This window comes from Mesorhizobium prunaredense (assembly GCF_900156895.1).
Classification (GTDB): Bacteria; Pseudomonadota; Alphaproteobacteria; order Rhizobiales; family Rhizobiaceae; genus Mesorhizobium; species Mesorhizobium prunaredense.
The window spans coordinates 42,746-63,596 of sequence record NZ_FTPD01000056.1; the positions used below are offsets into that span (position 1 = coordinate 42,746).

21 protein-coding genes and 1 pseudogene are annotated in these 20,851 nt (G+C 63.2%); 7 read left to right on the top strand and 15 right to left on the bottom strand.

Going from position 1 to position 20,851, the window contains the following annotated elements:
- Positions 1–63: 63 nt before the first annotated feature.
- Positions 64–1,536 (bottom strand): cysteine--tRNA ligase, encoded by a 1,473-nt coding sequence (cysS, locus tag BQ8794_RS27735; protein WP_077381789.1) that lies wholly within the window; start codon positions 1,534–1,536, stop codon positions 64–66.
- Between the two features lie 389 nt (positions 1,537–1,925).
- Here cysS and BQ8794_RS27740 point away from each other — a divergent pair, with 389 nt between their 5' ends.
- Positions 1,926–2,081, top strand: a complete 156-nt coding sequence (locus BQ8794_RS27740; protein ID WP_077381790.1) for a hypothetical protein — start codon at positions 1,926–1,928, stop codon at positions 2,079–2,081.
- Between the two features lie 91 nt (positions 2,082–2,172).
- On the opposite strand, the pseudogene BQ8794_RS27745 reads toward BQ8794_RS27740, so the two are convergent.
- Positions 2,173–2,939 (bottom strand): annotated as a pseudogene (locus BQ8794_RS27745) (SOS response-associated peptidase).
- A gap of 125 nt (positions 2,940–3,064) precedes the next feature.
- Here BQ8794_RS27745 and BQ8794_RS27750 point away from each other — a divergent pair.
- From BQ8794_RS27750 to BQ8794_RS27765, 4 genes are all read left to right on the top strand, one after another.
- Positions 3,065–3,484: an NUDIX hydrolase gene (locus tag BQ8794_RS27750; RefSeq protein ID WP_077381791.1), complete on the top strand. Its 420-nt coding sequence runs from the start codon at positions 3,065–3,067 to the stop codon at positions 3,482–3,484.
- Positions 3,485–3,533: 49 nt separating this feature from the next.
- Positions 3,534–3,911, top strand: a complete 378-nt coding sequence (locus tag BQ8794_RS27755; RefSeq protein ID WP_077381792.1) for a TIGR02301 family protein — start codon at positions 3,534–3,536, stop codon at positions 3,909–3,911.
- 342 nt (positions 3,912–4,253) lie between these two features.
- Positions 4,254–4,511: a hypothetical protein gene (locus BQ8794_RS27760; protein WP_077381793.1), complete on the top strand. Its 258-nt coding sequence runs from the start codon at positions 4,254–4,256 to the stop codon at positions 4,509–4,511.
- A 136-nt stretch (positions 4,512–4,647) separates the two neighbouring features.
- Entirely contained in the window at positions 4,648–5,451 is an 804-nt protein-coding gene (locus tag BQ8794_RS27765; RefSeq protein WP_167378863.1) for a hypothetical protein, read from the top strand.
- A gap of 38 nt (positions 5,452–5,489) precedes the next feature.
- Here the strand turns inward: BQ8794_RS27765 and BQ8794_RS27770 are convergent, their stop codons facing one another.
- From BQ8794_RS27770 to BQ8794_RS27780, 3 genes are all read right to left on the bottom strand, one after another.
- Positions 5,490–6,230: a nucleotidyl transferase AbiEii/AbiGii toxin family protein gene (locus tag BQ8794_RS27770; RefSeq protein ID WP_077381795.1), complete on the bottom strand. Its 741-nt coding sequence runs from the start codon at positions 6,228–6,230 to the stop codon at positions 5,490–5,492.
- Positions 6,231–6,303: 73 nt separating this feature from the next.
- Positions 6,304–6,531 carry a hypothetical protein gene (locus tag BQ8794_RS27775; RefSeq protein WP_077381796.1) on the bottom strand — a complete coding sequence of 76 codons (228 nt, stop codon included), beginning with the start codon at positions 6,529–6,531 and terminating at the stop codon, positions 6,304–6,306.
- A gap of 53 nt (positions 6,532–6,584) precedes the next feature.
- Positions 6,585–7,916: a dihydroorotase gene (locus BQ8794_RS27780; protein WP_077381797.1), complete on the bottom strand. Its 1,332-nt coding sequence runs from the start codon at positions 7,914–7,916 to the stop codon at positions 6,585–6,587.
- An 82-nt stretch (positions 7,917–7,998) separates the two neighbouring features.
- Here BQ8794_RS27780 and ygfZ point away from each other — a divergent pair, with 82 nt between their 5' ends.
- Together ygfZ and BQ8794_RS27790 are read left to right on the top strand one after the other, a co-directional pair.
- Positions 7,999–8,859: a CAF17-like 4Fe-4S cluster assembly/insertion protein YgfZ gene (ygfZ, locus tag BQ8794_RS27785; RefSeq protein ID WP_077381798.1), complete on the top strand. Its 861-nt coding sequence runs from the start codon at positions 7,999–8,001 to the stop codon at positions 8,857–8,859.
- Positions 8,859–9,491, top strand: a complete 633-nt coding sequence (locus tag BQ8794_RS27790) for an HD domain-containing protein (RefSeq protein WP_077381799.1) — start codon at positions 8,859–8,861, stop codon at positions 9,489–9,491. Before ygfZ ends, BQ8794_RS27790 begins: the two co-directional genes overlap by 1 nt.
- A 114-nt stretch (positions 9,492–9,605) precedes the next feature.
- On the opposite strand, the gene BQ8794_RS27795 is transcribed toward BQ8794_RS27790, so the two are convergent.
- The 10 genes from BQ8794_RS27795 to rnc all read right to left on the bottom strand — a co-directional run bounded on the left by BQ8794_RS27795 (position 9,606) and on the right by rnc (position 20,848).
- Positions 9,606–11,069, bottom strand: coding sequence for a RimK family protein (locus BQ8794_RS27795; RefSeq protein ID WP_077381800.1), 1,464 nt, complete (start codon positions 11,067–11,069; stop codon positions 9,606–9,608).
- Positions 11,066–12,172: a peptidase C39 family protein gene (locus BQ8794_RS27800; RefSeq protein WP_077382226.1), complete on the bottom strand. Its 1,107-nt coding sequence runs from the start codon at positions 12,170–12,172 to the stop codon at positions 11,066–11,068. Before BQ8794_RS27800 ends, BQ8794_RS27795 begins: the two co-directional genes overlap by 4 nt.
- Positions 12,173–12,432: 260 nt before the next feature.
- Complete coding sequence (locus BQ8794_RS27805) at positions 12,433–13,224, bottom strand: anti-sigma factor family protein (protein WP_077381801.1); 792 nt, start codon at positions 13,222–13,224, stop codon at positions 12,433–12,435.
- Positions 13,221–13,739 (bottom strand): sigma-70 family RNA polymerase sigma factor, encoded by a 519-nt coding sequence (locus BQ8794_RS27810; RefSeq protein ID WP_027152718.1) that lies wholly within the window; start codon positions 13,737–13,739, stop codon positions 13,221–13,223. The genes BQ8794_RS27805 and BQ8794_RS27810 overlap by 4 nt, the downstream gene beginning before the upstream one ends.
- A 352-nt stretch (positions 13,740–14,091) precedes the next feature.
- Positions 14,092–14,334 (bottom strand): type II toxin-antitoxin system VapB family antitoxin, encoded by a 243-nt coding sequence (locus BQ8794_RS27815; protein ID WP_077381802.1) that lies wholly within the window; start codon positions 14,332–14,334, stop codon positions 14,092–14,094.
- Positions 14,335–14,398: 64 nt separating this feature from the next.
- Positions 14,399–17,140 carry a DUF2339 domain-containing protein gene (locus BQ8794_RS27820; RefSeq protein ID WP_077381803.1) on the bottom strand — a complete coding sequence of 914 codons (2,742 nt, stop codon included), beginning with the start codon at positions 17,138–17,140 and terminating at the stop codon, positions 14,399–14,401.
- 270 nt (positions 17,141–17,410) lie between these two features.
- Positions 17,411–18,187 (bottom strand): DNA repair protein RecO, encoded by a 777-nt coding sequence (recO, locus tag BQ8794_RS27830; RefSeq protein ID WP_077381804.1) that lies wholly within the window; start codon positions 18,185–18,187, stop codon positions 17,411–17,413.
- Positions 18,188–18,219: 32 nt separating this feature from the next.
- Positions 18,220–19,152, bottom strand: coding sequence for an aminoglycoside phosphotransferase family protein (locus tag BQ8794_RS27835; RefSeq protein ID WP_077381805.1), 933 nt, complete (start codon positions 19,150–19,152; stop codon positions 18,220–18,222).
- Positions 19,153–19,193: 41 nt separating this feature from the next.
- Positions 19,194–20,126 carry a GTPase Era gene (gene era / locus BQ8794_RS27840; RefSeq protein WP_077381806.1) on the bottom strand — a complete coding sequence of 311 codons (933 nt, stop codon included), beginning with the start codon at positions 20,124–20,126 and terminating at the stop codon, positions 19,194–19,196.
- On the bottom strand, positions 20,123–20,848 hold the full coding sequence (gene rnc, locus BQ8794_RS27845; RefSeq protein ID WP_077381807.1) for a ribonuclease III: 726 nt from the start codon (positions 20,846–20,848) through the stop codon (positions 20,123–20,125). The genes era and rnc overlap by 4 nt, the downstream gene beginning before the upstream one ends.
- Between the last annotated feature and the right edge of the window lie 3 nt (positions 20,849–20,851).

Genomic DNA, 20,851 nt, shown 5'->3' on the forward strand with positions numbered 1-20,851 from the left:
GTCGGGGAGATGTCCGGCAGGACAGAGGGGGGCGCTGTCCCGCCAACGTTGCCGCAATCTTACTCATCGCTTTACCTCCCACGTCGTCACGCGCTCGCCCGTAACCGGATCCTTGCCGTCCTTCAGTTGCACGCCATGCGCCAAAAGCTCGTCGCGGATGCGGTCGGCTTGGGCCCAGTTCTTGGCAGCGATCAGTTCCAGGCGCCTGGCGATCGCCCTGGCGATGGCGTCTTCATCGACCTTGGCCGGTGCGACGTCGAAGCCGAGGAACGACAGTGCCGCCTTCAGCGAAGCGGCAGCATCGTTGCCCGCGGCGGCAGCGTTGCCGCCACCGGCAGCATTGGAATCCACAGCCTCGCCGGCCAGTTGCGTCAGCACCTGGAACGCAGGATAGGTTGCGAGATCGTCCGACAAGGCTTCCACCACTTCGACCGGCAATTGCTTGGCCGCCGCCGGTGCCAGGTCCGCCGCCCGCTTCCATTTGCGCAGCGTATTTTCCGCCTCTTCCAGCTTGCGCACGGAAAAGTCGATCGGCTCGCGATAATGCGTCATCAGCATCGCCAGCCTGAGCACCTCGCCTGGCCACTTGCGGCCGCCAAAGGTTTCCGTCTCCAGCAACTCGTTGATCGAGTAGAAGTTGCCCAGGCTCTTGGACATTTTCTGCCCCTCGACCTGCAGGAAGCCGTTGTGCATCCACACCTTGGCCATCACTTCAGTGCCGTGGGCGCAGCGCGACTGCGCAATTTCATTCTCGTGGTGCGGGAAGATCAGGTCGAGCCCGCCGCCATGAATGTCGAAGACCTCGCCGAGATAGGCGGCCGACATCGCCGAGCACTCGATGTGCCAGCCCGGCCGGCCCCTGCCCCACGGGCTGTCCCAGCCCGGCTCTTCCGGCGAGGACAGCTTCCATAGCACGAAATCGCCAGGGCTCTTCTTATGCGCATCGACGGCGACGCGAGCGCCGGCTTGCTGCTCGTCCAGATTGCGCTTCGACAATTGGCCGTAATCCGGCATCGAGGACGTGTCGAACAGAACTTCGCCTGCCGCAACATAGGCATGGCCGCGTTCGATCAAGCGTTGAATCAAGGAGATCATGTCGACTTTGCCATCTGCGCGCGGCTCGACGAATTCAGTGGCGCGCGGCTCGACCGTAGGTTGCAGGCAACCGAGCGTCGCCACATCCTTGTGGAACTGGTCGGCGGTCTTTTCGGTGACCCGCCGGATCGCCTCGTTCAGCGACAGCTTTCCCGAGGCAATCTCGGCGCCGAAATCGCGCAGTGCGCGGTCATTGATCTTGTCGTCGACATCCGTGATGTTGCGCACATAGGTGACGTGCGCTTGCCCGTAGAGATGGCGCAGCAGACGAAACAGCACGTCGAAGACGATCACCGGCCGCGCGTTGCCGATATGGGCAAAGTCGTAGACCGTCGGGCCGCAGACATACATGCGCACATTGCGCGAATCGATCGGAAAGAAATCCTCCTTGGTCCGCGTCAGCGTGTTGTAGAGGCGCAGGCCCTTCGATGCGTCAGCCATTCGTGCCTTCCCGGTGCGTTACTTTTTGGCTGGGCCCACTTGCGCCGAGACGCAAATCAGGCACCAGCCTGCTGGCCGGGGCGTTTGTCCACTCTAGAAGGAAGATAGGCGAAAACGTCCGGACCAGCGCGAAGCTAGCCAATAATGCAGATGCCACAAATGGCGAAAGACGTTCTCATGAGCGGCTTTATCGCCTCAGCCAGTGTTGCCGTCAAGTCGCAACTTTCGGCAAAAGAGCCGCTGGATCACAGGTAATGACGCAATGAAACATTTTATTAAACATCTCGGCACAGTCATGAAACATTCACCGGCTAGATCAGCAGATGTCACGATTTGGTCGGATTCGACCAGCAAACGCGGACACGAAGACGTTATCAGGGAAGAGAAAGATGCCTCGAGCCAAGCAGGACTCCAGCAGCGCCAAGCAACCGGCGCTCGCCAGCCAATACCGGGCGATCGGCCCAGCCGCGATCGTCGCCGCCCTTCTCCACACAGCGAAGAAGAAGAAGCTGGTGCAGAAGATCATATCGCCGCGCGCTGCCTGATGTGACGTGCGGCCGGCGGTTCGCCAGTCAATGGGAGCGCCGGCAATGAAGGCGCTGAAGCGCCCCCAGGAAATAGCAGCTGAAATAGCAGCTACTGCTGAAACAAGCTCATCTGACTGTCGTCCGCGCCCGGCTTCCGGCGCCTGGCCTTCTCGGGCTCCGGCCCCACCATGCTCCTTTCCTGAATCTCCGGTCCGGTGTTGGCGACCTTGTTGACGAGGTCGGAAACCGGGACAGCCTCGAAGAAATCGAGCTGTGCCGGTCTGAGCAGGTCGGCCACGTCGCGCGGCTCGCGCGTGCGGCAATCCAGCCAGCGGGCGAAATCCTGCGGATCTATCACAACCGGCATTCGGTCGTGGATATGGGCAATGTCGGCATTGGCGTTGACGGTCAGGATGGCGCCGGTGTCCATCTCCGAACCGCCCGGCTCGGCATAGGTCTCGATCAGTCCGGCGAAGGCGACAAGCCCGCCATGCTTCGGCCGCACCCAATAGGGCTGTCCCCGCTTGCCGCCTGATTGACGCCATTCGTAGAAGCGGAAGCCGGCACCAAAGCGCGGCGATGGCGCATGGCGGCGCGAAACGATGCCTTTTCCGCTGCTCCCTCCGAGCGCGCGTTGAACAGCAACGGAAACTCACGCGTGTCCTTCACCCACGCCGGGATCAGCCCCCAGCGCACCAGCATCGGCTGCCGGTCTGGCAGGTTCGAGCCTGGCGCCCGCGGCAAGCCTGCAATCGCCATCAGCACCGGCTGCGTCGGTGCGATGTTGTAGCGGGCCGGGAAATCCTCCAGTTCGGGAAGACCGAGAAAAGCGGCGGCCCGGTCCGGCGTGGCGGTCAAGGCGAAGCGTCCGCACATAAGCTAAAAACTCGTTGGATTGGTCGGATGTGAAGGTGGCGATGGAACCGGCGTTGCGCAACCGCTAATGCTTCCTCACGCCGACCGGTCCACAACCGACTGCGGCAAATGACGATCGGAGACCCATGGACGAGATGCGCAAAATACTCCCGGCTGTATCGGTCGCCATTGTCCGCGGCGACACGGTGCTGCTGGTCAAGCGGGCGCGGCAGCCTTCGCAAGGATTTTACGCGTTTCCAGGCGGCAAGGTCGAGGCCGGCGAAACGCTGGAACAAGCCGCGCAGCGCGAATTGCTGGAGGAAACCGGGTTGCATGCGCACAACTACCGCCGCCTTCGGGAAATCCACATCGACGGCTGCAACGACGGGCACCCGGTCGACTATCTGCTGACGGTATTCGGCGCCACCTATGCCGGCGGCGAGCCCGTGGCCAGCGACGACGCCGAGACCGCCGCCTTCTATACACTCACCGAAATGACGGCGCTGCCGCTTGCCGCTTCGGTGTTTGCCGTTGCCGACGAATTGCTCAGGAATACAGGCACGTAACCTCCAAAATCGCCTTGCAGGCGACAAATTGTTTGGCCACATAGACTTAATGATCCGCACATCGCTTTTCGTTGCAGCTTGCCTCGCCGCCAGTACGGCAATCGGGGCGGGGCCGGCCATGGCCGCCGAGTCGCCGTTCGAGCCGGGGCTGATGCGGCTGGCGGAGGTGCTTGGGTCGCTGCATTTCCTGCGTAATCTGTGCGGCGAGAAGGGCGATCAGTGGCGGGTCGAGATGGAGAAGCTGATTGCTTCGGAAAACCCGGACCCGGAGCGGCGCGCCCGCTTCATCGCCAGCTTCAATCGCGGCTACCGCTCCTTCGGCGGCACCTACACGCAGTGTACCGCGTCGGCGACCGAAGCCATCAGCCGCTACATGAAGGAAGGCGAGACGCTGTCGCGCGACATCGCCTCGCGCTACGGCAACTGACCCGGCTCTCCCTGCTTGTGTCCGGCCTGCTTGTGTCCGGCCCACTTGTGTCCGGTTGCGTCTTGGTGCAATCGTTGTGTTGCACTTCTGCAACGGTGTTAACGAAACGTTACGGCGCGGTTGTGGAATTAACTCAAACTGAAGGTTTTCATCCCGCTCGCCGGCCTAATCGGCTAAGTTTGAATCGGATCGAACGCAGGTTTGCAAAATGTGACGAGCCCTTGTCGAAACGACCCCAGAAATGTCGTATTTACAAGTACTTACTTAACCTGCGTGTAAAAAGGACAGCCCAAGCATGATCCGCATCCGCCGGATCGTCGCTTGAAAAGGGTGGACATCGCAATGGAACATGGCGTCAACGACATCGACGCGCTGGTCAGGGAAGAAAAGCGCCTGACTGCAGTGGAAAGCCACAGCGAGGCCTGGGCGGAAGGGCTTTCGGCCGGAATCGAGCCGGAAATCATCGCCGAGGCGGCCCTCGAAACCGCGTTCGGCGAAATGCTGCGCGCCAATGGCGAGACCTCGGCCCTTGCCCTGCTCGACCGCATGCGTGAAAAGGTGATAGCCGGGGCCTTCGAACCAGGACGGCTGCGGCACTGACCGGCATCAGGCTCTTTGACAACCCGTGCCGCTTGGGCGTCACGCCCCGGGGTACCTGGGCGGGCCTCGGCACCTGTAAAGGCTTGGGCACCTGTAAGGGCCTGGGCACCTGGACGGAATCATGGAGAGGCAGGCGGTGAATTTTTCGACGTCAGACCAGCCGCGTGGCTTGGCCCTCAGCATCCAGCTCGCCGCTTTTTGTGCCGCGGTCCCTCTTGCTCTTTGCCTCGCAATCAGCCCCGCCTATGCTTTGAGTGAAATCAAGCGCGAGGACATGCCCTCGCCAGTCACGCCGCCCGCCGACGACGACATGTCGCCGCCCGGAACCGCGGTGCCGACGCCCGGCCCGCTCGGCGCGACGCCGCCTGCGGCCAGCCAACCGACGCCGCCCGACGAACGGGAACAGGTCGAACCGGGCGGGCCAACAGACGATGGTGGCATAGCAAATCCGCAAGTCGACCCGGATGAACCCTTGCCCGAGGTCGTCTACGATCTCGGCAAGCTGCCGGAGCCGGTCAGGCGCATGCACGATTTGATCATCGAGGCCTGCAAGAGCGGCGACATCGAAAAACTCCGGCCGCTGATCGGCCAGGGCGATGCGATGACCCAATTGTCGCTGAGCGAGATCGAAGGCGACCCGATCACCTTCCTGAAAGGGCTTTCGGGTGACACGGAAGGCCAGGAAATCCTCGCCATCCTGGAAGAGGTGCTCAGTGCCGGCTATGTCCATGTCGATGTCGGCACGCCGCAGGAGCTCTATGTCTGGCCATATTTCTTCGCGCTGCCGCTGGACAAGCTCGACGCCAGCCAGCGGGTCGAGCTGTTCAAGATCGTCACCGCCGGCGACTATGACAGCATGAAGCAGTTCGGCGCCTACATCTTCTACCGCGTCGGCATCACCCCGGACGGACAGTGGACGTTCTTCGTCGCAGGGGATTGAGCTGCCGTAGTGGTAAACTCCTCGCCTGCCTCGACCTGCTATTTGTTGGCGCGATCGGCGGAGTCGTTGCCTATGCCCGCACCTGGCCAGAGGCGAATGCCTTCATTTCGAAGAGCCGAAATAGCCGCGTCGGCCGCGTTCGTGTCCATTTGCAAGGACTCGGCTGCGTTGCGCAGTTCGTCCCTGTCCTGAAGCTTGCTCACCACCCATGCGACCTTGTGCTGGATATCCGACCCGTAGGCAGTTTGCGCCTTGCTTAGCGCCTCGGCCGGGATTTCTCCATGGGCTTTGACCAACCTCCCGAGATCGATAGCATCGCGATATGCGGTGGCACGGTCCTGACATCGGTCGGCATTAGCCAACAGCTTCTCGGCAAACATATCCGCGGCAATCAGGGCAGGTACATTCAAATCGTCGTCGAAATGGCCTTGCAGCTGGATGCGGCCTTCGCGGATGATTTCGAATTTGATCAATTGCCCCTTGAGACGCACAACCGTTCTCAAGCCATACTGGTCGATTTGGAAATCCCGAACGGCCTCGACGGGTTCGGGCAGGAACGCCCTGACGCCCCGTTCGGCCGCACGGGTTCGCAGTTCGCGATAGCCATCGGGGTCGGCACACAGGAAATCCACATCCAGTGACCGTCGGTATTCGCCGAGTTTCATGACAATCGCCGTCCCGCCGCCGAACCAGCATTGGTTTGCGGTCAGGAATTCGCGATCCATAAGTGCGAGGGCTTCGGCAATGATCCGGTGTTCTGGCCGTTTGAACTGCTTCATGAGTTCCGTTCGCTGTGTGTCCTGTTTGATACTGCAGCTGCGGGAAGAAAGATCGGGAGAAGGAGAACGAACTTCAGCCAGTGGTCAAAAGGACGCCATGACCGAATTTGTCGGCCAGATTCCGTATAAGCCGTTTTTCACGGGCCGTAAGACGCTTTTGATCGATAAAACGCCAATTGCGCTCATACAGCGCAAATGCTTCTTCGGCGGGAATCGGGCGCGCTACGTCACGGTTCCAGGCGAGAGCCTGGAGTTCCGGAAACTCGGCGGGGACAATCATGGGCGCGATATCTGCGTTCATAATCTCAGCAACATAATGCGCGGTGCTTAAAAAATCCAACACCGTGGAAACGGCTACACCGCCAGCGCCTCGGAAAACTCCACCGCCCCGCCCTGTCCGGGGGTGACGATCTCGCCTTCCCACATTACGCGCCGGCCGCGCACGATCGTGCCGACAGGCCAGCCGGTGACTTGCCGGCCGTCATAGGGCGTCCAGCCGGCCTTCGAGCCTGCCTGCGCATTGGTGATGGTCTCGCGGCGCATTAGATCGACAATCGTGAAATCGGCGTCGTAGCCGGCGGCGATGCGACCTTTCCTGGCCATGCCGAAGATGCGCTGCGGGCCGTGGCTGGACAGGTCGACGAAACGCTGCAACGTCAGCCGGCCGGCATTGACGTGGTCGAGCATGATCGGCACGAGCGTCTGCACGCCGGTCATGCCCGACGGCGAGGCCGGATAGGGTTTTGCCTTCTCGGCCAGCGTGTGCGGGGCGTGGTCGGAACCCAGCACATCGACAATGCCTAGCGCAATGCCGTGCCAGATGCCGTCGCGGTGGCGCGATGCGCGTACCGGCGGGTTCATCTGGATCAGCGTGCCAAGCTGCGCATAATCATCCGCGCTCAGCGTCAGATGATGCGGCGTCGCCTCGCAGGTTGCGACGTCCTTGTGCTGTTCGAGGAAAACAATCTCCTCGGCGGTCGAGATGTGCAGCACGTGGATGCGGGCGCGGGCTTTCCGAGCGATCCGCACCAGGCGCTCGGTGCAGCGCAGTGCCGCGATCTCGTCGCGCCAAACCGGATGCGAGGCCGGGTCGCTCTCGATGCGTTCGCCGAGCCGCTCGCGCAGCCGGAATTCGTCCTCGGAATGGAAAGCCGCACGGCGGCGCGTATTCCTCAGGATCGAGGCAACGCTTTCATCATCCTCGACCAATAGATCGCCGGTGGACGAGCCCATGAATACTTTTATGCCGGCGGCACCGGGCAGCCGTTCCAGTTCGCCGGCATCCCCGGCATTCTCGCGGGTGCCACCGACCCAGAAGGCAAAGTCGCAATGCATGCGGCCGGTGGCGCGCCGAACCTTGTCGGCAAGCGCTGCTTCGCTGGTGGTCAGCGGGTTGGTGTTGGGCATCTCGAAGACGGCGGTAACGCCGCCCAGCACCGCTGCCCGCGAGCCCGTCTCCAGATCTTCCTTGTGCTCCAGCCCTGGCTCGCGGAAATGCACCTGGCTGTCGACGACGCCCGGCAGGATGTGCAGGCCGCGACAGTCGGCCGTCTCGCCTGCGGAAGCCTGGCCAAGATCGCCGATAGCGGCGATGCGCCCGCCGTTGATGCCGATGTCACGCCGGCCTTCGCCGTCGTGGTTGACCACCGTGCCGCCTGTCAGGATGAGGTCGTAGGTCGTGGCCATGCTGATCCGGTCTCTTGCGGGGGGAGTGCCAGCGGCTTACGTAATGGCCGACTGTTTTGCAAGATCAGGTTCTTTTCCGCCCATGCCCTTTGCCCAGTTGAAAGACCGCGCGCTCGTTTCCGTGGCAGGCCCGGATGCCGAGAATTTTTTGCAGAACATTTTGACCACCGACCTCGACGCACTGGCTGCCGGCGAAGCAAAGCCGGGCGCCTTGCTGACGCCGCAAGGCAAAATCCTGTTCGACTTCCTGATCTCCCGCGCTGGCGAGAATTTGTTCCGCCTCGAATGCCGATCCGACATATCAGATGATTTCATGCGGCGGCTGATGCTCTACAAACTGCGCGCCAAGGTCGATATCGCCAAGGCAGATCAGGGACTTGTCGCTGTTGCGTGGGGGGATGATTCAACCGCTTCGCAGTTTGATTCAACGCCGGTTGCAGATGCACGGTTCCTCGACGCAGTCGTCAATCGCTTTTATGGCGCCACGGCGGCGGGCGGCGACCCGGCCGCATGGCAAGCCCTGCGTATCGCCCATGGGATTGCCGAAAGTGGCAGCGACTATCAGCTCGGCGACGCCTTCCCGCATGATGTGCTGCTCGATGAAACCGGCGGCGTCGGCTTCAGGAAGGGTTGCTATGTCGGCCAGGAGGTGGTTTCGCGGATGCAGCATCGCGGCACCGCCAGACGGCGGGTGCTGATCGTTTCGGCCGAACGGCCCCTGCCCGCTCCTGGCACAGAGTTGACAGTTGCAGGGCGACCGGTCGGCACGCTTGGCACTGCCGCCGGCACGGCGGGCCTCGCCATAGCCCGTATCGATCGCGTCAAGGCAGCGCTCGACTCCGGCCAGCCGATCATGGCGGATGACGTCCCGGTGTCGCTCACCATCCCGGCCTGGGCGAAATTCATCTTCCCGCAGGAACCCGTCGGCGCGGAGGAGGCCTGATGGCGGCCGACCGTCCCGGCGCGCCACCGCGGGCCTGGCAGCGCATGCTATCGGGCCGGCGGCTCGATCTGCTCGACCCCTCGCCACTCGACATCGAGATTTCGGACATCGCCCATGGGCTTGCTCGCGTCGCCCGCTGGAATGGCCAGACCATCGGCGATCACGCCTTTTCCGTCGCCCAGCATTCGCTGCTGGTCGAGGCGCTTTTCGGCGAGCTGGTGCCGGACGCCCCAGCCGATGCGCGGCTGGCGGCTTTGCTGCACGACGCGCCGGAATATGTCATCGGCGACATGATCTCACCGTTTAAATCGGTGATGGGCGGCAGCTACAAGGAGTGCGAGCTGAGGCTGCAGCGTGCCATCCATCTGCGCTTCTCGCTGCCGGTCGAACCGGTTGCGGGCCTGCGCAAGGAGATCAAGCGCGCCGACCAGATCGCCGCCTATTTCGAGGCGACGCTGCTTGCCGGCTTTTCGACCGCCGAGGCGACCGAATTCTTCGGCCGGCCGCGCGGCTTCAATGCCGACCGCTTCGATTTCACCCCGCGTTCGGTGACCTGGGCGCAAAACGCGTTTCTCAAACGGTATGCGGCAATCGAGAAATCGCGGCGCCAAACGGTGCTGCCGGCCGACTGAAAAAACGCTAAATTAGCCGGAGGGGATAACAGCGCCGTCCTCGGGCGGGGAGCCGAAGGTGTGGGCCCGCCGCGACGGATAGAACGCTGTGGCGTCGATCGGATAGAACCCCTGCTACCGCCCCTGTCGGTCGAGCCGCTCCAGGAACCACTGCGTCAGCCGCACCCAGACCTCATCTTTTTCGCCGGAATCCTCCCAGCCATGGTCGAGGTTGGGATTGTCGTTGACCTCTATGACGAAGACACCGTCCTTGGTCTCCTTGAGGTCGACGCCGTAGAGACCATCGCCGATGCAGCGCGCCGCCCTCACCGCCGTCTCGACGACATGGGCCGGCGCCTCCTTCAAGGTGAAGGTCTTGATGCCGCCCTGGTCGGGCTTGCCGTTGGCCTTGTGATTGACGATCTGCCAGTGCTTCTTGGCCATCAGGTAGTGAACGGCAAACAGCGGCTGGCCGCCGAGCACGCCGACGCGCCAGTCATATTGGGTCGGAATGAATTTCTGTGCGATCAAGAGATCGGAATCCTCCAGCCATTCGGTGGCAAGCGTCTTCAGCTCCTCAAAGGTGGCGCATTTCTTGACGCCGCGTGAAAACGACGAGTCCGGGATTTTCAGCACCAGCGGAAAGCCCAGCGTCTGCGCCGCCACTTCAAGGTCCGAGATGCCGGCGATCATCACCGTCGGCGGCACCGGCACCTTGTTGTAGGTCATCAGCTCGCTGAGATAGACCTTGTTGGTGCAGCGGATCATCGACAGCGGATCATCGATGACCGGCATGCCTTCCTGCTGGGCGCGGCGCGCGAAGCGGTAGGTGTGATTGGAGATCGAAGTCGTCTCGCGGATGAACAGCGCGTCGTAGTTGGCGAGCTTGGCCAGATCCTTTTTGGTGATCGGCTCGATTTCGACGCCCATCTTTTCGGCGATCTTGGCCCAATAGCGCAGCGACGAGATCTCCGATGGCGGCAACTCCTCATGCGGATCGACCAGCGTGGCGAAGGTGTAGCGCGCCGGCGTGCGGCCTTTGGTGTCACGCCACTCGCGGCTGGTGTAGGTCTCAAGGCACTGAAGAAAGCGCTTTTCTTCCTCCTCGGTCATCCTGGCCAGCGGATGGAAGCCGATCTTGCGGATCGAGGCCCATTCGGCGCTGTCCGTGATGTGCACTTCCAACGCCGGCGCTCGGAACCAGTCGAACAAAAGCTTGGCGAAGCGATCCCATATCCTCGACGAGCCGATGCCGAAGAAGATGCAGACTTTTTGCGGAAAGGCTCCGCCCAGATCCTTGCGGCATTTGTTGAGCGCGAGTTCCAGCTCCGGCAGCGCATGATCGTAGAGCTTGCGCTCGGACAGGTCGATCATCGTCTCGACCGTCGGAATGACCTTGTGGCCGCGCGAACCGGCGAGCAGCGAGGCATAGTAGCCGCGGCTTTGGTAGCCGTAATTGTTCGACAGGTTGATGACTTTCGGCCGCTGGCCGCGAAACAGCGCCGGATGCGCAAGATAGTCGCGATTGGTGATGATCTTGTGCGGTGTCGCCACCTGATCGAGATCGTTCTGCCGGCCGGTAAGGATGACCCAGGTCATTGTCTGTCGCGCTTTCCGAGGATTATGGCGGCACGCAATCCATCGCGGCCGAATTGCGCCATGTTCATGAAGATGCCGTAAGGCACCGGAATGTTGGCGGCATCAAGGATGGTCTCCTGTCTCTCGTCTTCGACCCAGGGATCGTGGATCAGGATATGGTCGCCATCGTCGCCGATGGCCAGCACCCAGTGCGGAACCTTCTTGCCGAACATAAGGAAGCCGCTGATCAGGACCAACACCAGTTTTCCTTCTGCGATTGCCGTGCGGATATCGTCGATGGCGAATGGACGGTAATTCACCGGGATGCCGTAACGTTCCGCGCGCCGGCGAAAGTCGACCTGCGCCAGTTCCATCACCCGCCGCTTGTCTTGGCTGCGCACCGACTGCAGGAACAGCGCACCATGGAAGGAGACATATATCTCGGCAGAGAGCCCGCTTTCGTGGCCGGCAACGGCGAGGCCGAACGGCTCGCAGCCGCCCGGCCCCGACATCATGAAAACGGTGGTCGATTCGCGCCACAAACGGACTTCCATCACCGGGTCAGGCAAGAAGCCGGGATCGAAATTGGCCATCGCCATCATCAGACAGCACGGGCCGCAAGTGAAATCGCAGGTCTGCTGGTAGAATGGCACCCTGGTGGCGACCGGAATGTCGCCGCGCAAGGTCTTTTCGTAGCGCAGCGCCGTGGCGCCGTCCTCGTAATAGCCCGGTTCGCGGCCGATCTTGCGGTAGCCGCTCTGCTCGTAAATGCGGATGGCTCGGCTGTTGTCCTCGCGCACCTCGAGACGCAGCATCATGCGGTTGTGCTCGAAGGCGGCTTCCTCGGCCCGCTTCAACAGCATGCGGCCAATACCGAGCCCACCGGAAAGCGGACCGGTGGCGATGGAATAGAGCCGCGCGACTCCGCTGCCCTTGCGAAACAGCACGACCGCGTAACCGGCGATGCGGCCGCCGTTTTCGGCAACTAGCATCTCGGCGGTCTCGCGTTCGATCAACTGACGAAAGGAACGGCGGGAAATGCGGTCGCCAGAGAAAACAGCTTTTTCGATCGCCGCGAGGTCATCGACGTCGGACGCGCGGGCCGTGCGAATCTCGGCAGGCATGCGGGCTTGGAAAACCTCGATTGGATTATGGAAAGGCCTGGTCAGAAGTGTCGACAACACAGCCGAAGCGCCAGCATCCGTCAAGCGCTATCGCACCTCGATTCGGGCTGAATTGTGACAGTTTTTGCGGCGCCTGACCCCGATGATCGAAATCGATCTTCGGAAAGGAATCATGCGCAGAAATTAAAGTGCTACAGCGTCCTTTGCATGTCCAAAGACGCGCGGCGCTGTAGGCGCAACCTTTGAAAAAACAGCGCAGCTCAGCTGGCCAGCCCGGCGACAAGCTGGCTGTAGGCGCTCTTCGCCACTGCAGTCAGCTGCGCGCGCGGCAGCGAGCCGACGACGGCGCAGCCATAGCCCTTGTCCAACCAGTAGATCGCCTCGGGGCCGTCTTCTTCCGATCCGTAAGTGCCCTTGGTCTTCTCGACCGATTCCGCGGTGACGAACAGCGAGATGCGCTCGCCCTTGGCGTCCTCATAAAGCAACATCGCGGCCTTGCTCTCGCCAGCGGGCAGCAGCCGACCGCCGACGAGCTGGAATCCTTGCGCCGCCAGATCCGGTGCGACCAGCTTCAGGCCGACCCTGTTGGACAGCCAGGTCTGCAGATGATCCTTGTCGCTGGCCGGCACTTCCACCGCATGCCGCTGCTCGGCGGCATAGAGGACATGGGCTGCGATCGCCTGCTCGGCGAGTTGGCCCTCAGCCGAGTCTTCCAGACCGAGATGGTCGATGCCGGCGACATAACCGCCGACACCGCCAATGGCCAGCATCGCCGCTGCGGCAGCCACCCGCCACCAGCGCGAGCTCGATGCCGTCGTCTTGACCGGCGCCTCGCCGAACACGATATTTTGCAACCGTGCCGGCACCGGTTCGTCGAGCACGCCGGCGAAGGCGGCACGCAGTGCTGCGCGGTCGGCGACATAGCGGACGCTCCTCGCCTTCATTTCAGGACTGGCCTCGAGCCAGGCATCATAAGCCACGCGCTCGTCAACCGGCAACTCGCCATCGAGGGCCATATGGATGTCGCGTTCGGAAAAATCGCGCCGGGTCATTTCTCGACGATCCTTATCGCCCGGCGACGCGCGGCGTCATCCAGCAGCCCGCGCAACTCGTCACGCCCGCGCGCGATGCGCGACATCAGCGTGCCGGCCGGAACGCCGAGGATGTTGGCGGCCTCGGCATAGGAAAAGCCTTCGATGGCGACCATGACCAGTGCTGCGCGCCGATCGGGGCTGATCGCCTGCAACGCGTCGATGATCTCGCGCGAGGCGATGCTCTCCACCTGCTCAGCGGGTGCTGCCTGCGCCTCGCGCGCTTCCAGCGGCAGCATCGCTGCTTCGCCGCGCCGGTTCACCTTGCGCATCTGGTCGATGAACAAATGATGCATGATCGTAAACAGCCACCTCCTGGGGCTTTCTCCAGTCTGCCAATTGTCGAGCCGCACAAGCGCTCGTTCGAGACAGTCCTGAACGAGATCGTCGGCGGAATCGCGATCGCGCAGCAGCGAGCGCGCATAACGGCGCAGGCGTGGTATCTCGCCCAGGATTGCTGCCTTCTTTTCGTCCATGACCGCTGGTTCTGAGGTCGTCCTTGTTCATCCGATTGAACGCGCCTTCACGGCGCGGCGCAAGCGGCCAGCGCGAAGCGGTCCGCCGCTCGGCCACCCAAGCAACAAGATAACGCTGGCGCGAACCGGTTTATTCCCGGTGGGATTGAGAGGCAAAGCAGAATCCTCCCATCGCGGGCGACGCGACAAAGGACCCGATAACCCGCCGTTGCATGTGCGGAAGGCGCAGCGATCTAGAATCGAGCCGTCGAGTTCCTTCGCACCCAAGAGGGTGCTGTCCCTCCAGCGCTGCGGAATATCCCGCGCCGTATTGGGGCTCACAGTTGAACCGCCCGGACCGGGCTCGCCAACGTCAGTCTTCCCATGCCTCGTCGGTGAATGCCTTCATGTCGAAGGTGGGATCGGATGGCCCCAACGCGGCACACTTCTCCTGCAACACCGCAATCCTGTCACGCAAAGGCTTGCGGGCGTGGTTACGCTCAAGTTCATGCAAAAGTGCAATCCGCACTGCTTCTGTTTTGCTGGCGGCGTTGATCTCGTGCTGCAATTTTGTGGCCAGCGCATCCACTTCCTTGTCGCGAATATAGAGAGGCACTTTTGAATATCTCCTGCTGAACCTTCAACTATTCCATTTATCGGACATTCAAACAGATAATCCCTTAGGCCTCCTTCGCCGCTCTTGTCAGCAGCCGCTGGTAGAACAGGCCGATGCCGATCAGCACCGCGCCGAGGCCGATGAAGGACAGCGCCCTCAGCACGCCTTCCAGTTCCGACATGTCGAAGAGGAAGACCTTCAACACCGCGACCGAGATCAGCGCGGCCGACGCAACGCGCAGCACCTGCGACTTCAGCCAGACGCCGGCGGTGAGCAGCGCCACGCCAATGATCAGCCACAGCGCAGAATAGGTGTAGGTCTCGAGCTGGCCGAGGCCGCTCCACAGGCCGATGAACTCGCCCTTGAACAGCCGCCGCACCGACAACGTCGCATAGACGAAGGCGAGCAGCGCCGCCATTAGCGCCAGCATCGCGGCATACCATTTCGGCCGCTTGTCACGTGCGTAGAGCGCGAGCCCCCCAGCAGCGACGGCCGGCAAGAGATAGGCGAGGAACAGCAGGTTGAACACCGGGATCCGGCCAGTCGATTCGTCGGTAAACAGCGGGTTCAGCGCCACAAAATGCTGGATGACGATGAAGGCGACCGAGACTACGCCCGCGGCAAGCGAACCATAGCGCAGCACCAGGCTTGGCGAGCGCATGTCGATGGCGACCAGGATGGCGCCGGTGCCAATGGCGATCAGCGTGTAGATCGCCTGCTCGGCCAGCGTCGCAGCACTCGCGTCGATGACGCCGCCATGCATGGAGTGGCGCACCAATATGGCGACCGTGAGCACTGCAAACAGTGCTGCGCCCGCTTCCATGGCGAGGCGTGGCCGGCCATTTGTGGTGCGGGCGAGTTGCCAGGCGGCAAAGCCGAAGGCAAGCGCCGGCACGCCGTAACCCGGCAGCAGCCAGTTGAACACCGGCGTCGTCGACAGGAATTCAGCGCCGACGATTGTCGGATCGAAGGCGATGCGGCCGAGCACCGCGACGACCGCAGCGACCGAAATCCAGCCGAGCACCGGGTAGGCGCGCCAGCGGGTGGCCAGCGCCGGCACGATGGCCGCGGCACCCAGAAGCATGGTCGTCCAGCCGGACCCAAAGGCCATGTAGAGCATCAGCAAGGCAGCGACTGCTGCCCCGCCAAGCGCGAACGAGACGGCAGCACCGCCACGTAGCGGCGGCTGTTCACCGCGCGCAATCCACTCGCCGCCGGCGGCGAAGACCACCACCAGAAGGGCTGCAACTGCTGCGTAAACAAGATCGCGGTCGAGATTGCCGAAGGTGAACCAGAGCGCCAGCAGAATGACCAGCGGTGCGACAACGCCCCATGCCGCCCATAAGGCGGCGCGGACGTGAGCCGATGCAGCAAATTTGCGCGCTGCCCAGAAGCCGGCTGCGATGAACACAAGTCCGAGAAAGATGCCGATCCTCAGCATCAGCGTATCGGCAACTGCCGCCGGCAGGCCATCGACGCCGAGAGCGCCACCTGAAAAGTCTGAAACGATAGAGGTTGGCGGAATGATGCCGAGATAGACCAGAACCGTCGCCAGTCCTGCGGCGTGCAGAAGCGCCAGCGCCAGCGGCCGGTAGAGCGCCACCGCGACTAGGGCCGCGATAAGGGCTGCTCCCGGCAGAGCATCGCCGGCAGCGTATGCGGGGTCGACGAACAGCGCCATCGCCGAAAGGCCGATGAAGAAGCCAGGCGCGACCGATGGCCAGTCGAAGCCCCTGGCGGGTCCTGCTTCGCCACCGCGACGGCCGAGCCAGACGAGGGCGAGCACGGCCAGGGTCACCGCGTTGATAAAGAGGATGACAGGCAGGTTGGTGCCCGGCGCATCGGTCATGTAAAGAATGGTCCAGAGGCCGGTGCCGACGAACGCTGCCGCCATCAGCAATTTCCAGTCGCGCAGGCGGGCGATCACGCCGGTAGCGGCGAGCACAATCGCCAAATAGCCGAACAGCGCCCAAGGATTCGGCGCCTGCGAGGCGGCCAACATGGGCGTCACCACTGCGCCGAGCAGGCCGACGCCGGCCAGCGCCTGGCCATGAACGAGGGCTGCTGCGATCGTCGCCACACCGATGGCGCCGAGCAGCGTGAAGGCGAGCGCCGGCCCGATGAAGCCGTAGACGCCATGCGCGGCATAGACCGTGCCGAACAGGATGAAAGCGCCGGCCGCCGTCAGGATCGCCGGAATATAGGCGCCGGCAACGCCCTGCACTGGCACCTTGAAGCCGGTACGGCGGATGAACTCGCCGACTGCGACCAGCACCAGCCCGAGCATTGCTGCCATGCTCAGCCGCACGCCGGGACCGAAAATGCCGGCCTCGATGGTGTAGCGGATCAGAAACAGCCCGCCCAGCGCCAGCGCGATGCCGCCCACCCAGACCGCCCAGCGGGTGCCGAGCGCCGTTTCAATATCGGGTTTTTGGGCCGCTTTCGCCGTCGCGGCCGCCGGTTGCGCAGGTGCAGGCCCAGCCGGCACCGCTTCGCCAGCAGCCCACGGTCCGGATGCAGCCTCCCCGGCTTCAACCTCCGTGGGCGGCTTTTCCTCAGCAGCAGCTTCGCCCGCCGATCGCGGGGCAATGTCGGTCACGGCCGCAATTGCCGCGTCTGCCGGCATGCTGTCGTTTGCGGCCTGATCTACCGGCTTGGCCTGCGGCGGGGCCACATGGACACCCGAAAGCACCAGGCTGCGCAGCGCACCGAGCTCGCGCTCGATCAGGCCGATGCGGCTCTGCTGGCGCGAGATAATGACGAACAGCGCGATGATCGCGACCAGGCCGATCAGGCTTTCGAACATGGCGGTTCCCCCAAACCAGGCCAGTAGTGACCGACAAATACGGCGGCCAGGCGGCCGGCCGAGTCAGCGCGCCGCCAGACTGGCGAGCGGAAAGACTGGCGAGCGGAAAGATCGAGCATGTTTCGGTGCCGAAAGCCAGCGGCGGCGCCTTGTATTTGTTGTCGATGATGCGCTGGAGCAATTCCAGGCTGGTATATTCAGCGATGTCGGCGTGTGGAATGGTGCCGAGGCCGGGCGGCGAAACCCGGCCTGGAAAGAGTCCCACGTCGCTCATGTAATGATTTCTCCGGCGGCGGTCTCGGCGCCGATCTCCTTGCCCGCCGCATAGTGCTTGCGCAGGGCGGCGAGGAAGCCGGCGCGGGCACCGGGCGCCTCGATACCGCGCGGCTCGTAGACATGGCGGGAAAAAAAGAAGCCGGTCAGCCGGAAGGCATCCTCGATCGCCGTCGGATCGGCGCGCAGCCCGGAGCCGCGCTGCAGGAATGCGGGGAGCACCAGCATCTTGTCGCGCCATGGCGCGCCTGCGGCGCGCGACACGGCGCGCCCGGACTTCGGCGAGACATAGGCAAGGTCCTGCCTGGCGCCGGTCGCGGCACATTGGCTGAGATCGAGGCCGAAGCCGAGTTCGTCGAGAATCAGCAATTCGAAACGCGCCACCAGCTCGCCGGCGGTGTCCGCGTCGTCGAGATGGGCGATCATCACGGCCAGCGTCTCGTAGAGGCCGTCATGCGCGTCGCGCTCGGGCAGCAGGCGCAGATGCGCCGCCATGGTCTGCAGCCCATAGATGGCGACGGCGCTGTCCATGAGCCGGGCGGCGTTCATCTCGATCGCCTCGGCCTGGAAGGTACCCAGATGTTCGTCGAGCCGCGCCCGCCACAACAGGTCGACGCGGTTGCCGGGCTGCAGAACCGGCTGCTGCTTGCGCGAGCGGCCGCCGCGCACAAGGCCGAGGTGGCGGCCGTGCGCACGCGTCATGACCTCAAGAATGGCGCTGGTTTCGCCATGCTTGCGGGTGCCGAGAATGATTCCCTCGTCGCGCCATTCCATGAACTGAGCTTGTCACCGCTTCGGTGGCGAAATCAAGTTTTCCAGGCGCTGTGTCGGTGCCCTCCGCGGCGGTCCGCGCGGAGGTGATCGGCAAGCACTTCATCGATCACGCGTCGCGACTTTTCAACTTCGACTGGATTGATGCCTATGTGGCCGGCGACAATAATCAGCGCTTTCCATAGCGTCCAGCCACGGGCTCGCGCCCAGGTCGCCTCATCGGCCTGAAGACCGGCGCGAAACACCTCTCGGATTTTCCCTTCGAAGAGCGTCCACGCAATCGCCAAGTCGCACGAGGGATCGCCCATGCCCGAAGTCCCGAAGTCGATCACGGCGCTCAAAGCACCTTGCCTGACCAACAGGTTTCCCCAACTGACGTCACCGTGGAACCAGACGGGCGCGCCGTGCCATGTCGCGGCAAGCGCTGCTTCCCACACCGCGCTCGCGGCGACCGTGTCGATCTTGCCGTCGAGGGCTGCAATTGCTTGCCGGGTCTCGCCGTCATAGACGCTCTGTGGTCCGCCGCGAAAAAAATTGTGCTGCCCTGGCACCGGTCCACCGGCGGGATCGATCCGTTGCAGGGCGACCAGGAATTGGGCCAGGCCGGCCGCGAATTGCGGCAGGCTGGCAATACGCTCCCGCGTCGCCGTCTCGCCCTCGATCCAGCGATAGACGGACCAATGCCAGGGATAGCCGTCGGCCGGGGCTCCCATCGCCAGCGGGACCGGGACAGGCAGCGGCAGCAGAGGCGCAAGCCTTGGCAGCCAGCGATGTTCCTTTTCCACCTGCGAGGCATAGGCCGCCGCGCTCGGCAGCCTCACCAGCATATGGTCTCCGAGATGAAACGTCCTGTTGTCCCATCCGCCTGATGCAACCGACCGGACAGCAAGATCCTTCCATCGGGGAAATTGCGTGGCGACCAACCGGCTCACGAGGGCTGTATCGATAGTAACTTCGTGTTTGAGCATGATCTTTTCCGAAAACCGACCCCCACTTTTCGGAACATGCTCTAATGCGGAAACTCCAGCCCCATCTCGCGATAGCGCTCGGGGTCGTCGCCCCAATTCTCGCGCACCTTGACGAACAGGAAAAGATGCACCTTCTGTTCGAGGATACCGGATATCTCCATGCGTGCCGCTTGGCCGATGGCACGGATCGTCTCGCCCTTGTGGCCGAGCACGATCTTCTTCTGGCTGTCACGCTCGACATAGATGGTCTGGTCGATGCGCACCGAGCCGTCCTTCTTCTCTTCCCATTTCTCGGTCTCGATATGGGAGGAATAGGGCAGTTCCTGATGCAGCCTGAGATAGAGCTTTTCGCGAGTGATCTCGGCCGCCAACTGACGCATCGGCAGGTCGGAGATCTGGTCTTCCGGGTAATACCAGGGGCCGGCAGGCAGGGTTTCCGAGAGATAGTCGAGCAGGTCCTTGCAGCCCGACCCGGTTAGCGCCGAGACCATGAAGGTGCGCTTGAAAGGCACTCTTTCATTCGCTGCCGCGGACAGGGCCAGCAGCGCCTCGGGCTTGACCCGGTCGACCTTGTTGAGGATCAGCACCATCGGCTGGCGGACATCCTTCAGCCGTTGGAGGATCGCGTCGGCGTCGCCCCTGATGCCGCGCTCGGCGTCGATCAGCAGCAGCACGATGTCGGCGTCCTTGGCGCCGCCCCAGGCGGTCGTCACCATCGCCGTGTCCAACCGCCGCTTCGGCTTGAAGATGCCCGGCGTGTCGATGAAGACGATCTGTGCGTTATTGTGGATGGCGATGCCGCGCACGATGGCGCGCGTCGTCTGCACCTTGTGGGTGACGATCGACACCTTGGCGCCGACCAGTTGGTTGACCAGCGTCGATTTTCCCGCATTGGGCGCGCCGATCAACGCAACGAAGCCAGAGTGCGTGGTGGCGGCTTCTGTTGCCGGCGGGACGTCTTCGGTGGCGGTCATGCCGCGCTCCCCTTGTTCAGCCAGACGCCTTCGCGCAACAGCAGTGCAGTGGCGGCGGTTTGCTCGGCCTCGCGCTTGGAGCGCCCGCTGCCGGTCGCCGGCGGATAGGCGCCGACCTTGACGGTGACGGTGAACAGCGGATCGTGGTCCGGTCCCTCGCGGCTGTCAATTATGTAGACCGGCACGGCGCCTGCCGCCTGATGCGCCCATTCCTGCAGTTCGGTCTTGGCATCGCGGCGGGCGGCGCCGGTGGCCTGCGAGCGCGGCCGCCAGTATTTGTGGATGAAGGCGCGGGCCGCCTCCAGCCCGCCATCGAGATAGAGCACGGCGATCAGCGATTCCAGCGCATCAGCCCGCAGATTGACGCGCTTGCGCCCATCCAGGCCGCGTACGTCCGAGCCGGCACGGATCAGCTCCGGCAGGCCGATCTCCTCGGCGATCTCCGCCAGCACCTCGGCATTGACCAGCGCGTTGAGCCGGAGCGACAGCTCACCTTCGGCAGCGTCCGGATACGCCGCCAGCAGCATGTCGGCGACGACCAGGCCGAGGACGCGGTCGCCCAGGAATTCGAAACGCTCATAGTCGATGCCGGCATGGCTGCTGCGGGCGCTGGCATGGGTCAGCGCGCGCTGCAAGCGCTGTCGGTCGGCAAAGGCGTGGCCGGTGCGCTGCATGAGAGCTTCGGCGAGCGCGTCGACGGTCAGCCGTTTTGTCGCCACCATGAC